This window comes from Blautia coccoides (genome assembly GCF_034355335.1).
GTDB classification, from domain to species: domain Bacteria; phylum Bacillota; class Clostridia; order Lachnospirales; family Lachnospiraceae; genus Blautia; species Blautia producta.
The window spans coordinates 5,116,889-5,130,204 of the sequence record NZ_CP136422.1 but is presented as its reverse complement, the minus strand read 5'-3'; the positions used below and the strand labels follow the sequence as shown (position 1 = coordinate 5,130,204).

Annotated in this window: 11 protein-coding genes; 8 read left to right on the top strand and 3 right to left on the bottom strand. The window is 44.9% G+C overall.

Annotated elements, in window-relative coordinates:
• Nucleotides 1-54 precede the first annotated feature (54 nt).
• The 4 genes from BLCOC_RS23070 to iolE (BLCOC_RS23055) all read left to right on the top strand — a co-directional run bounded on the left by BLCOC_RS23070 (nucleotide 55) and on the right by iolE (BLCOC_RS23055) (nucleotide 5,785).
• Nucleotides 55-1,074 (top strand): Gfo/Idh/MocA family protein, encoded by a 1,020-nt coding sequence (locus BLCOC_RS23070; protein WP_029467820.1) that lies wholly within the window; start codon nucleotides 55-57, stop codon nucleotides 1,072-1,074.
• A gap of 266 nt (nucleotides 1,075-1,340) precedes the next feature.
• Nucleotides 1,341-3,062: a cache domain-containing sensor histidine kinase gene (locus tag BLCOC_RS23065; protein WP_115623478.1), complete on the top strand. Its 1,722-nt coding sequence runs from the start codon at nucleotides 1,341-1,343 to the stop codon at nucleotides 3,060-3,062.
• Nucleotides 3,063-3,098: 36 nt separating this feature from the next.
• The gene (locus BLCOC_RS23060; protein ID WP_115623477.1) at nucleotides 3,099-4,682 is read left to right on the top strand and encodes a response regulator; all 1,584 of its coding nucleotides are present in this window, start codon (nucleotides 3,099-3,101) and stop codon (nucleotides 4,680-4,682) included.
• Nucleotides 4,683-4,885: 203 nt separating this feature from the next.
• Complete coding sequence (gene iolE / locus BLCOC_RS23055) at nucleotides 4,886-5,785, top strand: myo-inosose-2 dehydratase (RefSeq protein WP_029467827.1); 900 nt, start codon at nucleotides 4,886-4,888, stop codon at nucleotides 5,783-5,785.
• A 338-nt stretch (nucleotides 5,786-6,123) separates the two neighbouring features.
• On the opposite strand, the gene BLCOC_RS23050 is transcribed toward iolE (BLCOC_RS23055), so the two are convergent.
• Together BLCOC_RS23050 and BLCOC_RS23045 are read right to left on the bottom strand one after the other, a co-directional pair.
• Nucleotides 6,124-6,897, bottom strand: a complete 774-nt coding sequence (locus BLCOC_RS23050) for a sulfite exporter TauE/SafE family protein (protein WP_115623476.1) — start codon at nucleotides 6,895-6,897, stop codon at nucleotides 6,124-6,126.
• Nucleotide 6,898: 1 nt separating this feature from the next.
• Nucleotides 6,899-7,330: a MarR family winged helix-turn-helix transcriptional regulator gene (locus tag BLCOC_RS23045; RefSeq protein WP_130182844.1), complete on the bottom strand. Its 432-nt coding sequence runs from the start codon at nucleotides 7,328-7,330 to the stop codon at nucleotides 6,899-6,901.
• Between the two features lie 586 nt (nucleotides 7,331-7,916).
• Here BLCOC_RS23045 and BLCOC_RS23040 point away from each other — a divergent pair.
• The 4 genes from BLCOC_RS23040 (at nucleotide 7,917) to iolE (BLCOC_RS23025) (ending at nucleotide 12,196) form a co-directional block, all read left to right on the top strand.
• Nucleotides 7,917-8,834 (top strand): 3-isopropylmalate dehydrogenase, encoded by a 918-nt coding sequence (locus tag BLCOC_RS23040; RefSeq protein WP_115623474.1) that lies wholly within the window; start codon nucleotides 7,917-7,919, stop codon nucleotides 8,832-8,834.
• A 139-nt stretch (nucleotides 8,835-8,973) separates the two neighbouring features.
• Nucleotides 8,974-10,017 (top strand): LacI family DNA-binding transcriptional regulator, encoded by a 1,044-nt coding sequence (locus BLCOC_RS23035; protein WP_029467826.1) that lies wholly within the window; start codon nucleotides 8,974-8,976, stop codon nucleotides 10,015-10,017.
• A gap of 210 nt (nucleotides 10,018-10,227) precedes the next feature.
• Nucleotides 10,228-11,238 (top strand): inositol 2-dehydrogenase, encoded by a 1,011-nt coding sequence (gene iolG / locus BLCOC_RS23030; RefSeq protein WP_115623473.1) that lies wholly within the window; start codon nucleotides 10,228-10,230, stop codon nucleotides 11,236-11,238.
• A 58-nt stretch (nucleotides 11,239-11,296) separates the two neighbouring features.
• Complete coding sequence (gene iolE, locus BLCOC_RS23025) at nucleotides 11,297-12,196, top strand: myo-inosose-2 dehydratase (protein ID WP_029467827.1); 900 nt, start codon at nucleotides 11,297-11,299, stop codon at nucleotides 12,194-12,196.
• A 209-nt stretch (nucleotides 12,197-12,405) separates the two neighbouring features.
• Here the strand turns inward: iolE (BLCOC_RS23025) and BLCOC_RS23020 are convergent, their stop codons facing one another.
• Nucleotides 12,406-13,167 carry a DeoR/GlpR family DNA-binding transcription regulator gene (locus tag BLCOC_RS23020; RefSeq protein ID WP_029467828.1) on the bottom strand — a complete coding sequence of 254 codons (762 nt, stop codon included), beginning with the start codon at nucleotides 13,165-13,167 and terminating at the stop codon, nucleotides 12,406-12,408.
• Nucleotides 13,168-13,316 lie beyond the last annotated feature (149 nt).

The following is a 13,316-nucleotide window of genomic DNA, read 5'->3' as shown; positions in this document are numbered from 1 at the left end:
TGAAGCAATAAATTTTCAATTATTTTCAATTATTAAGAGAAAGAGGTAAAAATCATGAAAAAAGTAAAAGTAGGTATTGCAGGATTAGGAAGATTAGGAAAAGTACACGCAAATAATATTGCATTCAAAATCCCGAATGCGGAGCTGACAGCAGCATGCTCCATCATGCCGGCAGAGCTGGAATACGCGAAAAATGAACTCGGTGTAAAAGACGTTTATTCTGATTACCGCGAAATGCTGGAAAAAGCAGATATTGATGCTGTAGCGATCGTGACCACAAGCGGTGAGCACTGCTGGCAGATCGCGGCAGCCTTAGACGCAGGAAAGCATGTATTCTCTGACAAACCGCTGGGTGTTACGGTTGAAGAGTGTAAACTGGCAGAGGCAGCCGTAGAGCGTCATCCGGAACTGGCATTCTTCTTAGGCTTCATGCGCCGCTTTGATCCTTCTTATGCTTACGCAAAGAAAAAAATTGAGGAAGGTGCTATCGGAACACCATACATGGTAAAAGCTACAGGCATTGACCCGGAAGCACTGGTTGAGGGCGCCATCAAATTCGCGGCTACCAGCGGCGGTATCTTTATCGACATGGCAATTCATGATATTGACCTTATGAGATGGTTCTTAGGCTCTGATCCTGTTGAGGTTTATGCAACAGGGGCTACCTTCAAACATCCGGAATTCAAAGAGGCTGGTGATGACGAGACAGGTATCGCTACATACCGCTGTGAAAACGGCGCGCTGGGATTTGTACATGTGGGACGTACTGCAGCTCACGGCTATCATGTAGAGACAGAGATCATTGGCACAGAAGGCTCTCTGCGCATCAGCCCGGTTCCGGAAAAGAACCTGTGCATGATCTACGATAAGAATGGTGCAGTTGTTGAGTGTGTCAGCGGATTCCCGGAGAGATTTGCAGAGTCTTATCAGTTAGAGATGCAGGAATTCATAAACTGTGTAGAATCCGGCAGAAAACCGGAAGTAACCGTTTACGACGGAACAAAATCTACCCAGATTGGTTTTGCTACAACAGAAGCATGGAAAAAAGGCGGAATCGTTAAAATCGAATATTGATCCGTATCTCCCCTGCATGAACGGGAAGATCATCATAAATCAGAAGTGTGCTGTTATCTTAGCAGCACACTTCTATTTCTTCTCAGGTTGAAAACCTGTCATAACAGTTCAGCCTTCCGCTGTCCCGCCAGGTGCTGCCCTGCATTGGCAAGACATCTGTCTGTTCTGTTGGAAAGTCTGTGTAAGCGTGATTTCTTAAAATTTCTATGTTATAATGTACGCATAAGTAATAGGTATCAGAATGTATGGACGGTAAAGGAGAGAGTATGCTGCAAAGTATCAGAAGCAAGGTGCTGTTGGCAATCCTGGCAGTGACTATGGTGACTGCCTGTTCCATCACCGTGGTTTTTTATTTTAAATCAGCAGGAATGATAGAGGAAAATTATTCCACCAATCTCTACGGCAGAGTGAAGCAGACGGTCACTTCTCTGGATGATTCCCTGCAGGAGATATATTATATCAATGTAAAAGCTGCCGGTGATATTAACATGGCCCAATATATAAAAGAATACAGGAAGTCAGAAAGCGGAGAAGCGCTGGATAAAATAGCAGAGCTTCTGAGAAATTACCGTACGGAATACAAGGATTTAAGCTCCCTGTATTTTGTTTTTCCGGATGAGAGGATAGCTGTCACGTCAGAGGATTACCCTGTGTGTAAGAGAGATATTCCGGAAGAGGAGATAGTGAAGATCCGTCAGACAGAAGCAGAGGAAGCTGTTCCCATTATGTTTGGGGATATGGTCCATGATACAGGAAAGCAGCTCTCCTGTATCCAATCCGTTACAGATGAGGATGGTACAGTGCTGGGATATATGCTGGCAAATACGGAGGAGAGGACACTTTTTTATGAATATCTGGAGCCTGTATATGACGGTAAGGTGTCCCAGGCTCTGATCCTGGACAAGAACAGGGAAATTGTCACAAGTAAGGATTATGAGAGTGTGGGGCAGGTTTATGAAGGTGTGGACAGATTACCCGAGGTCAGCGGCATTGAGAACCAGGACGCAAAAGAGATCCGTATCTTTTATCAGGGGGCATTTTCAAAATGCGGCCTGTACATGGATATCCGAAAGAGTGAGGTCCTGCGGGACTTAAAGCAGATGCAGATCTTTCTAGTGGCAATTTTCTTCCTTTTTCTCATGATCGGTGGGCTCCTTGCCACATCCATCACGAGAGCCATGTATAAACCCATAAAAAATATGACAAATACGGTGGAAAAAGTCAGCAAAGGTGATCTGAGCCTTCGGGTGGATGTGACCACAGAGGATGAGATCGGAACCTTGTGCCGGGAATTTAACAACATGCTGGATAATCTGGAAGATCTGATCGCCAGAGTGATCGAGGAGGAACGGCTGAAAAAGGATGCGGAGCTGGAAGCTCTGCAGTATCAGATCACGCCCCATTTTATGTACAATACACTGAATTCTATCAAATACGCTGCTCTGATAAAAGGGGAGAAGGAATTGGGCGGATTGATCGGGGATTTTGTGGAGCTTTTACAGGCCAGTATCAATAAAAAGGGGACATTTATTTCCGTGGCAGATGAACTGCATATTTTGAAGAATTATATTCATTTGCAGGAATTCCGTTATCAGGGGGGCTTTGATGTGGAATATGATATCTCGCAGGAAGCCTATGGGTGCTATATTCCCAGATTGATCCTTCAGCCTTTGGTTGAGAACTCTATCCTTCATGGTATTGATATGAAAGGCGGCAACGGCCGGCTGGTGATCTGGGGAAGGGTAGACGGCACGCGCCTTACCCTGTCGGTCATTGATAATGGACGGGGAATGTCCCGGGAGCAGATACAGGCTCTGCTCAGCAGCAAAGCGAAAAAAACCAACGGTCTGAGTGCTATTGGCGTACCGAATGTGCGGGAGCGTCTGGAACTTTATTATGAGGAGGAAGGCGGCATTATATATGAGAGCAGTGAGAGCGGTACCATCGCTTCCATCTTTTTGCCGGTAAACAGGGAAGTGAATCTTTGACAGACAGAAGAAAATGTGACAAAGGGGAAGAAGCCTATGTTTCGTACATTGTTAGTAGATGATGATTTTTTGGTCAGGAGTTATTTGAAGACCTTGAGCGCCTGGGAAAAAGCAGGGTATGAGGTGGTAAAGGACGTGCAGGACGGTGAGGAGGCCCTGCGCGTTTTGGAAGAGGAAAAGATTGATGTGGTCATCACAGATATATCAATGCCCCTCATGGACGGTATTGAGCTGATACGCCATATCCGGGAGGAGAAAGAAAATATATACATCATGGTTCTGAGCTGCCATGATGATTTTGAGTACGTCAAGGAGGCTATGCGTCTGGGGGCAGATGAGTATATTTTGAAAAATACCCTGGACGAGGATACTCTTTTTGAAATCCTGGAGAAATCAAGACATCATATAGAGACACGGCTGGAAAAAAGCAGTGAACAGGAGCGGACCAGGAAACTGATCAGCATGGGAAGCCATACCTTGAAATATCATTTTTTTAACGGGATTCTCTCCGGTACTTTAAGCGGACAGGAGCGGGAGGAAAAGAGGACAGAGGCAGGCATCAGGGGGCGGTTCCAGAACAGCGCGGTCATCAATATGTTCATGCACGAATGGAATGTGCAGAACCAGGTATGGAGTCCTCTGGAGGCAGAGCAATATTCCCAGAGCTTCCGGCATGGGCTTATGACAGAGATGGAGGATCTTCTGCAGGAGGACAGTGATCACGCGGAGATCATTTATCTGGGAGCCGGTATTTTTTGCTGTTTTCTGGATATGTCATCCATGCGCAGAAGCTCTGTGATGCGCCAACGCCTGACAAATGTGGCATCTGCCTGTTTTCGATATTGTAAAAATGAGCCTTATCATTTCGGCATCGGCGTGAGCAATATCTGCATTGGCGAGGAGGGCATCAAACAGGCATACCAGCAGGCCAGAGAGATGATGAAGCTGAGTTTTTATGATGACAGTGATATTCTCTATTTTGACAATGGAAAAGAGATCAGCACCAAGCTGCCTCCTGCTGCGGAAGAACTGTATGAGAGAATTGAAATCCTGAAAAAGGGAAGAAAGCAGGAGGAGCTGACAGAAATGTGGAAGCGTGTAACAGATGCCTGTCAGCGCTCCCATGTGGACAGTAAACTGGTTCTTCAGTGGCTCAGACGTCTGGATAAAAGGGCTGGTCTGGAGCGGTCCTCTGAATTTTACAGCAATGTGCACAGTATGGATGAGCTGTGCAGGATTGCGGATAACTACAGCAGGGAATTGTTTGCTGACAGGAAAGCAGACATACCGCCGGGAGTGTCAGGAGCTGTACGTCATGCCATTGAATTTATAAACGGAAATTACAAGAATCCTATCAGTCTGCAGGACGCAGCAGAGGCAGCCGGAGTCAATTCCGCGTATTTGAGTTATCTGTTCAAACAGGAGATGCAGATCGGTTTCTCCAATTATCTGCAGGAATGCAGAATGGAGTGTGCAAAAGAACTCCTCTGTACCACCAATTATAAAATTAAGGACGTGGCGTCCGAGGCGGGATTCAATGACTATCATTATTTTTCAAAAACGTTTAAGAAGCTCAATGACTGCAGTCCGGCGGATTACCGCAGGGAACACAGCAGATGACCGCTGAAGTATAAGGGATTTCTAAAAAAAAGACACAAAAAGGTTTCACATTTTCTGAAGATGGAAAAACAGCATATGAAATTACAACAAAGCTAAAAATATTTCCGATTTAAGACATGACAGAATTCTGGTATTCTTTATTCAAGAACAAAGGAACGGCCCGCCGGGCGCGGATCAGGACAATGAGTAAAGGAGAATGAATGATGTTTAATAAGGAAAAAGTAAAATTGGGAATCGCACCGATCGCATGGACAAATGATGACCTTCCGGACCTGGGAAAAGAGAACACCTTTGAGCAGTGTGTCAGCGAGATGGCCCTGGCAGGATTTACCGGTTCTGAGGTGGGAAACAAATATCCAAAAGACCCGGAAGTGCTGAAAAAAGCTCTGGAGCTTCGCGGTATTGAAATCTGTAATCAGTGGTTTTCATCTTTTCTGATCACCAAACCCTTTGAGGAGGTGGAGAAAGAGTTCCGGGCACAGCTTGCTTTCTTAAAGGCAATGGGTGCAAAAATCATCGGTGCATCCGAACAGAGCCACAGTGTGCAGGGAATGCAGGACACCCCTATCTTCGGCCACAAATATGTGATGAACGATGAGGAGTGGGAGACCTTCTGTACAGGGATGAATAAGCTGGGTAAGATTGCAAAGGAAGAGTACGGGATCAGCCTGACTTTCCATCACCACATGGGAACTGTAGTACAGAACCCGGATGAAGTAGAGCGCATGATGGAAAATACAGACCCGGAATATGTGAGCCTGTTATTTGATACCGGACATTTTACCTACTGCGGAGCAGATCCTCTGGAGATGGTGAAGAAATATGTAAATAGGATCAAACACGTGCACTTAAAAGATATCCGTCCGGACGTGGTGGAGAAAGTAAAGAAAGAGAATCTGAGCTTCCTGGAAGGTGTACGTCTTGGAGCGTTTACGGTACCGGGAGACGGCTGCATCGACTTTGAGCCGATCTTCAAAGTGCTGGAAGACGCAGGATATGAAGGATACATGCTGGTAGAGGCAGAGCAGGACCCTGCAAAAGCCAATCCTCTGGAGTATGCTGTCAAAGCAAGAAAATTCATTGCTGAGAAGACAGGACTTTAAAAATGGTATGAACTGTCCTGCAGGAGAACGCAGCCTCCGGCAGATACAGCTTATATAATAAATACCCGTAACTGTTCAGTACCCTTATGGTTACGAGCAAAAATCCATGCAATTCTCCTTTGGCGATGGGATTTTTGCCTGGCTGCTGAAGGTTTTCTTACGGTCAGCGCAGTAAATGCGCAGACCTACTGAATAGTTACAAATGCCCCTCTAATTGAATAGTTACTGATTGTGTAACAAAAAGATACTGCCGCAGAACAGAGCCTGTAAGGAGCTGTTTTGACGGCAGTATCTTTTTTGCGGCAACAGGACGGATGATAATCCGCCTGTCTGGTCTGTCAGCTTAAAAATTTCACGCCAACCATGAGCAGACCCAGAAGGGAGAGCACTACACCGGTGACACGATTAAGGGTTTTTGCAGGTGCTTTGTTTGCGAACAGTGCGGCAATTCTGGCACCTAAAAAAGTAAACAGGATACAGAAAAACAGCGCGCTTAAATCCGGCAGTGAACCGTCAATGAAGAAATGGGAGGCAGCCCCTGTAAATGCAGTGAAAGCCATAATAAATACGCTTGTGCCTACAGCGGTTTTCAGTTCGTATCCCAGTACACTTGTGAGTATGAGAAGCATCATCATACCGCCGCCTGCACCAATGAACCCGCAAATGAAACCAATGACAGCTCCGCACAGAAGGGACTGAATGATCTTCGTCCTTTCACTTTTGTTTTCCTGCGCGCTTTTTTCTGTCATGACAGGGCGTATGATGAATTTGATACCCAAAAGCAGAGTCATGAAAACAGAAAAGTTTCCCATGGCGCTTCCTGGAAGTAGTGATGCAATATAGCTTCCACCCAAAGTAAAGACCAGCACAGAGAAGAGCATAATGACACCGTGACGTATATCCAGATTCCCATGTTTTTTGTAAGTATACGCAGAGACAGCGGATGCAAGCACATCGGATGCCAGCGCAATTCCCACAGCCTGATAAGGGTCAAAATGCAGAAAAGTGATCAGCATGGGGGAGATTACAGCAGCAGCCGAAAGTCCGGCAAGGCCGGTTCCGATACCTGCGCCCATGCCTGCCAGAAAATAGACGATCAGTTTCAGGATCATTTTACAGTTCCTCCTTTATATTCGCAGCAATCTGGCGGAACGCCAGTCTCACTTCATTTTTTCTTTCCTCAGATATATTTCGGGTGATCAGGGTAAACACCTCTTCCTGCGCTTCTTTTAAGTCGATCAGAGCGGCCTCTGCTTCTTTGGTGAGCTGCAGGTGCGTAACACGCCGATCTTTAGAGTCCGGTGAGGTGATAAGGAAATTTTTATTGGCCAGTATGTCGATGGATTTTGACACATACGATTTCGCGATTCCGCGAATATTTACAATATCTTTTGCCGTGTCAAAGCCGGGATTATTTCGGAGGAAGAGGAGAATATCCGCCTCCGTCTTAGAGATATCATGGCAGGATGCGGCTTTTCCTATTTTTCGGGAATATAACTGATGGAAAAGCCAGCTTGTAGTCAGAATATCGCTCAGTGAATTCATAGTTGCCTCCTGTCTGTAATAGGTGATAGAAAATAGTTCCATAAGGAATAGTTCAATATAGAACTATTATACAAAAAGAGAAGCAAATGTCAATAAAAAAGATTTTATAAAGATTTGATTCCGTAACAGTTCAGCCTTCCACTGTCCCGCGAGGTGTTGCCTTGCATTTGCAAGGCAATCCCGAGGCAGCCACGCGCCAGACAGCGGTTCTTGCAGCCTGTGTGCATGCTTTTGTTGCTATGAAGCCAAAAGGCTGAATAGTAACTTGATTCCTGAAAAATTTATAAGCATAGAATCGCAGATAAGCGCTTAAAAACTTTTGTGACGGGTACAGATATATGTATAAAAGAATGTAATTGCAGTCTCTTTGAGGGTATGTTAGAATAACTAAAAGCATATTTTCTAAGTTCTTTATCTTGTTTTGAATCTATCCTATGATTCAAGATATCTAATATCATTTCATGGCAGCAGGTCTATACTACATGGCCTGTCCTTTCGGAAAATTCATGCTTTTCACCGCAGACCGGCAGGAGTTTTCAGAAAGGCTGAAACCTCCTGTAACAATTTAATATCGAGGAGGTTTTACATGGAAGAACACAAGCAGAAAACCCATATGCTTCAGTGGCATCCGGCTTTTTATGCCGGAATCCAGATTGAGCTGGAAGCAGAGGCAGAGAATCTGTCTTTTGAGAACGAGCATCAACTAGGTACGAAACCTAAAGAAATTGACATTCTGATCATAAAAAAAGACAGAGAAATCCCCATACGAAAAAATATCGGGAGAATTTTTCGGAAGCATAACATTATAGAATATAAGAGCCCTGCAGACTACCTAAGTATAGATGATTTTTACAAGGTTTATGGCTACGCTTGCTTTTATAAGGCGGACACATCAAAAGTGGACAACATTAAGATCCAGGACATTACCATAACATTTGTATGCCACCGTTATCCCTGCAGTCTGATACGTCACTTGAAGAGAGAAAAAAACTATGAGATAAAAAAGGAAGAAGATGGGATCTATTATATTACAGGGGATAAAATCCCTATACAGTTAATTGTGCCAAAAGAATTGTCTGACGAACAGAACTTGTGGTTAAAAAGCCTGACAAATGAACTGAGGGAAACAGAGACAGTAAAAAGGCTGATCGAGCAGTATGGAAATCATAAGGGAAGCGGATTATATAAATCAGTTATGAACCTTATTGTCCGTGCAAACCAGGAAAAGTTTAAGGAGGTAAAAGATATGTGTGAGGCATTAGAGGAATTAATGAAAGATGAGATGGAGGCGAAAAAGGCAGAAGGAAAGGCAGAGGGAAAAGCAGAAGGAAGAGCCGAGGGCAAGGCGGATTCTGTTTTAGAATTGCTGTGTGATCTGGGCGAGGTGTCTGAAAAACTGAAAAAAACCATCAGGGAGCAAAAAAATCAAGATGTCCTCAACTGCTGGCTTAAATATGCAGCAAAAGCAGATTCTATTGAAGAGTTTGAACAAAGGATCAGGTAGTCCGTATAAACGGCAGACTGCGTTACTTTCCAAAGACAGAGCGGATATATCTTGCACATTTTATAAAGTGATTATATAATGAGCATAGACATTGCGTGCCCAGGAACGCACACAGGGAGGCGCGCGAAAAGGAGACAGTATGGGAGTAACGATACGGCAGATAGCGGAGGCGGCCGGTGTCTCACGGGGAACTGTGGACAGGGCGCTTAATAACCGGGGCAGAATTAAGCCGGAGGTAGCTGAGCACATCAGACAGATTGCGGAGGAGATGGGGTACAAGCCGAACCAACTCGGCCGTGCTCTCTCTATGAGCAAAAATAATATCAAGATAGGGGTGATCCTCCAGGCTGCGGAGACACCTTTTATGCAGTGCGTTCTGGAGGGCATCGAGCGTGCAAAAGAAGAGGTGGACAGCCTGGGCGGTACGGTCATCCTCTGTAAAATTCCGCATATAAGCAACAGAGACACCATAGATGCCATGGAATATATGCGGAAAGAAGGAGTCAGTGCCATAGCTATGGTTCCCATTGAAGAGGAGGAGATCAAAAAACACATTAATCTTTTTGTGGAGGAATATCATATCCCGATCGTGACGTTTAACTCAGATATGGAGGATACCAAGCGCCTTTGCTTTGTGGGACAGAATGCTTTCCAGTGCGGACGGGCAGCGGCCGGTCTTATGGGAGAACTTGTGGGTGGCTGCGGAAAAGTAGCTGTTATCTCAGGATACAGTTCCAATCCGTCTCTGAGTAATCGTGTCTTAGGCTTTGATTCAGAGCTGAAGCTAAAATACCCGGATATTGAGCTTGTGGGACCGGAATATTGTTTTGAGGATAATCATTTGGCGGGACAGGCCACGGAAAAGATTCTGAAGGAAAATCCTGACTTAAAAGGAATTTATATGACTTCCCACGGCGAGGAGGGGGTGTGCCAAATGCTTTCAAAATACGGGAGAGCAGGCACGGTCAAGATGATCGCAAATGATTTTATGGGGAAAAATTATGAACTTATGAGGGCCGGGATGATTCATTTCCTCATTGGACAGGATGCCCAGATACAGGGATATGAGCCGGTTATGATCCTTTTCAGGCTTCTCTTTAACGGGGAGGAGCCAAAAGGAGAACTGCAGTATACAGAAATTTTTATCAGGAATGAGTACACCATACCTGAAGATATAGACTGAGAACACCCCGGAAGGGCGGCAGAGTGGAAAGGCCGTCTTTCAGGGGTGTTTTTTTGGTAAAAATGAATAGAAATGTTATGGTAAAATTGTACAATTTTCGGGGTTGCGTTTTCGGGCACGCAGTGCTATTATAACATTATCAGCAATGCGTGTTCGGGCACACAGAAAGAACACACAAATAAATCTCAAAGTATAAAGGAGAAGAAAAAAATGGTAAAAGTAGGTATTATCGGAGCAGGCAGAATCGGAAGAGTACATATTACAAGTATCAGCACAAGAGTAAAGGATGCAGTGATCAAAACAGTTGCAGATCCGTTCTTAAATGATGAGACAGCAACATGGGCTAAGAGCATGGGTGTGGAGAACACAACAAAGGATTACAAGGAAATCATCAATGATCCGGAAATTGATGCAGTGTTGATCTGTTCTTCCACAGATACACATTCTCCAATCTCTCTGGAGGCTATCAAAGCAGGAAAGCATGTTTTCTGTGAAAAACCAATTGACCATGATGTAGATAAGATCAAAGAAGTCATCGAGGCGCTGGAAGGAACCAACCTGAAATATCAGGTGGGATTCAACAGAAGATTTGACCATAATTTTGAGGCAGTTCAGCAGGCTGTCGCAGCAGGCAAAGTGGGGAAACCGGAAATCATCAAAATCACTTCCCGTGACCCGGAACCGCCAAGCATTGACTATGTAAAGGTTTCCGGCGGTATGTTCCTGGATATGACGATCCATGATTTCGATATGGTGCGGTTCCTGGCTGGCTGTGATGCCACAGAGGTTTATGTACAGGGCGCTAACCTGGTTGATCCGGCTATCGGAGAAGCAGGGGATGTGGATACTGCAGTTATCACCTTACAGATGGAAAACGGCGCGATCGCTGTTATCGACAACTGCAGAAAAGCTGTTTACGGATATGACCAGAGAGCAGAAGTATTTGGTTCTGAGGGAATGGTTGCAGTCAGCAATGACAGCCAGTCTTCCGCAGTTATCAGCAATGCGGACGGCGTGACAGGCGAAAAACCAATGTTCTTCTTCCTGGAGAGATATATGGATGCATACGGAAAAGAAATCGGAGCATTCATCGATGCGATCGTAAACGACAAAGAGACTCCTCTGAACGTTATGGATGGTCTGAAACCGGTTCTTATGGGCCTGGCTGCAAAGAAATCCTGTGAGGAGCACAGACCGGTTAAGATTTCTGAAATTATGTAATTAAGAGCAGGTATATTGTAAGCATCTGCTTTGAAACTGACAGACAGGAGAACAGATAATGTTTAATAAAGAAAAAGTAAAATTAGGAATTGCACCAATCGCATGGACAAATGATGATCTTCCCGACCTGGGAAAAGAGAATACCTTTGAGCAGTGTGTCAGTGAGATGGCTCTGGCAGGCTTTACCGGTTCTGAGGTGGGAAATAAATATCCAAAAGACCCGGAAGTGCTGAAAAAAGCTCTGGAGCTTCGCGGTATTGAGATCTGTAATCAGTGGTTTTCATCTTTTCTGATCACCAAACCCTTTGAGGAGGTGGAGAAAGAGTTCCGGGCACAGCTTGCTTTCTTAAAGGCAATGGGAGCAAAGATCATCGGTGCATCTGAGCAGAGCCACAGTGTGCAGGGAATGCAGGACACCCCTATCTTTGGTCACAAATATGTGATGAACGATGAAGAGTGGGAGACCTTCTGTACAGGGATGAATAAGCTGGGTAAGATTGCAAAGGAAGAGTACGGGATCAGCCTGACCTTCCATCACCACATGGGAACTGTAGTACAGAACCCAGATGAAGTAGAGCGCATGATGGAAAATACAGACCCGGAATATGTGAGCCTGTTATTTGATACCGGACATTTTACCTACTGCGGAGCAGATCCTCTGGAGATGGTGAAGAAATATGTAAATAGGATCAAACACGTGCACTTAAAAGATATCCGTCCGGACGTGGTGGAAAAAGTAAAGAAAGAGAATCTGAGCTTCCTGGAAGGTGTACGTCTTGGAGCGTTTACGGTACCGGGAGACGGCTGCATCGACTTTGAGCCGATCTTCAAAGTGCTGGAAGACGCAGGATATGAAGGATACATGCTGGTAGAGGCAGAGCAGGACCCTGCAAAGGCCAACCCTCTTGAGTATGCTGTCAAGGCAAGAAAATTCATTGCTGAGAAGACCGGCTTATAAAATTTGTTACCTCTATGGTATATGACAATAGAAAGACTGCCGGATATATCCTGAAAGGAATCCCGCAATTCATGCTGCACAGTGGCTGTGAATAGTAATGCTGCACAGCACTTTCTATTGCAGATAATTGAAAATATTGAAAACAGCCGAAGGTACCGGTTCCGGATGGAGCCTGTGCCTTCGGCTGTTTGTATAAAATGGATCAAAACTTATGCCAAATGAACAGAAATGCCGTATTCCCTGCAATAGTCATCATATTCCTCAGTGAGCAGCCGGTCCGTGACAATATGCTGAACCTCATTCAGACGGCAGTATGTCATAAGCGCAAACTTGCCGAATTTGGTGTGGTCGGAAAGCAGATAGCGTGTCCGGCTGTTCTGGATCACCGCCTTTTTGACTGCGTATTCCTCGGCGGAGGCATTTGTCAGGCCGTTTTCAATGGTCACGCCTGTGGAAGCCATGAAGGCCTTGGTTATATTGAAGGTACGCAGATATCCCGGAATCTCGCTGCCTACAAAAGAAAGGGTATCCCTGTTGAGGATTCCCGGCAGGGAGATGACCTGGAGATTGGGATAAGGAACCGCGCGGATATAAATCTGCAGGCTGTTTGTGATGATGGTGCAGTCTAAATGAGAGAGATGATCCACCATATTGAGACAAGTAGTTCCCGTATCAATATAGATCACATCCCCATTTTCCACAAAGGAGGCTGCTTTTTTTGATATGGCCTCCTTTTCCAAGCTGAGCACTGTGTGGCGCTGTTCATAAGGCAGCAGCCGTGTATCGGATGCCTGCTGCGTGCTGACCACACCGCCGTATACCTTTTGCACTGTGCCCTTTTTCACCAAATCCTCAATATCCCTTCGGATTGTATTCTTGGATACATTGAATTTTTCGCACAGAGTGTCCAGGGATACAGACTTCTCCTGCTCAATAAAAGTTTCTATTAAATCGATCCGTTTTGTACGCATAAAAAGTTTCCTTTCTCAGAGGTTTGGTATAATTATAGTACATTCTGGGTAAGTTGTGAAGGTTTAAAACAAAAAAATATAAAAGTTAATCAAAAACTATTGACTAAATTCCCAAAAGATGATACTTTAAATGCAAAGAGATTACCAAG

Coding starts and splice junctions, on each gene's coding strand:
- BLCOC_RS23070 (WP_029467820.1), top strand. CDS start 55: ATGAAAAAAGTAAAAGTAGGTATTGCAGGATTAGGAAGATTAGGAAAA.
- BLCOC_RS23065 (WP_115623478.1), top strand. CDS start 1,341: ATGCTGCAAAGTATCAGAAGCAAGGTGCTGTTGGCAATCCTGGCAGTG.
- BLCOC_RS23060 (WP_115623477.1), top strand. CDS start 3,099: ATGTTTCGTACATTGTTAGTAGATGATGATTTTTTGGTCAGGAGTTAT.
- iolE (WP_029467827.1), top strand. CDS start 4,886: ATGTTTAATAAGGAAAAAGTAAAATTGGGAATCGCACCGATCGCATGG.
- BLCOC_RS23050 (WP_115623476.1), bottom strand. CDS start 6,897: ATGATCCTGAAACTGATCGTCTATTTTCTGGCAGGCATGGGCGCAGGT.
- BLCOC_RS23045 (WP_130182844.1), bottom strand. CDS start 7,330: ATGAATTCACTGAGCGATATTCTGACTACAAGCTGGCTTTTCCATCAG.
- BLCOC_RS23040 (WP_115623474.1), top strand. CDS start 7,917: ATGGAAGAACACAAGCAGAAAACCCATATGCTTCAGTGGCATCCGGCT.
- BLCOC_RS23035 (WP_029467826.1), top strand. CDS start 8,974: ATGGGAGTAACGATACGGCAGATAGCGGAGGCGGCCGGTGTCTCACGG.
- iolG (WP_115623473.1), top strand. CDS start 10,228: ATGGTAAAAGTAGGTATTATCGGAGCAGGCAGAATCGGAAGAGTACAT.
- iolE (WP_029467827.1), top strand. CDS start 11,297: ATGTTTAATAAAGAAAAAGTAAAATTAGGAATTGCACCAATCGCATGG.
- BLCOC_RS23020 (WP_029467828.1), bottom strand. CDS start 13,167: ATGCGTACAAAACGGATCGATTTAATAGAAACTTTTATTGAGCAGGAG.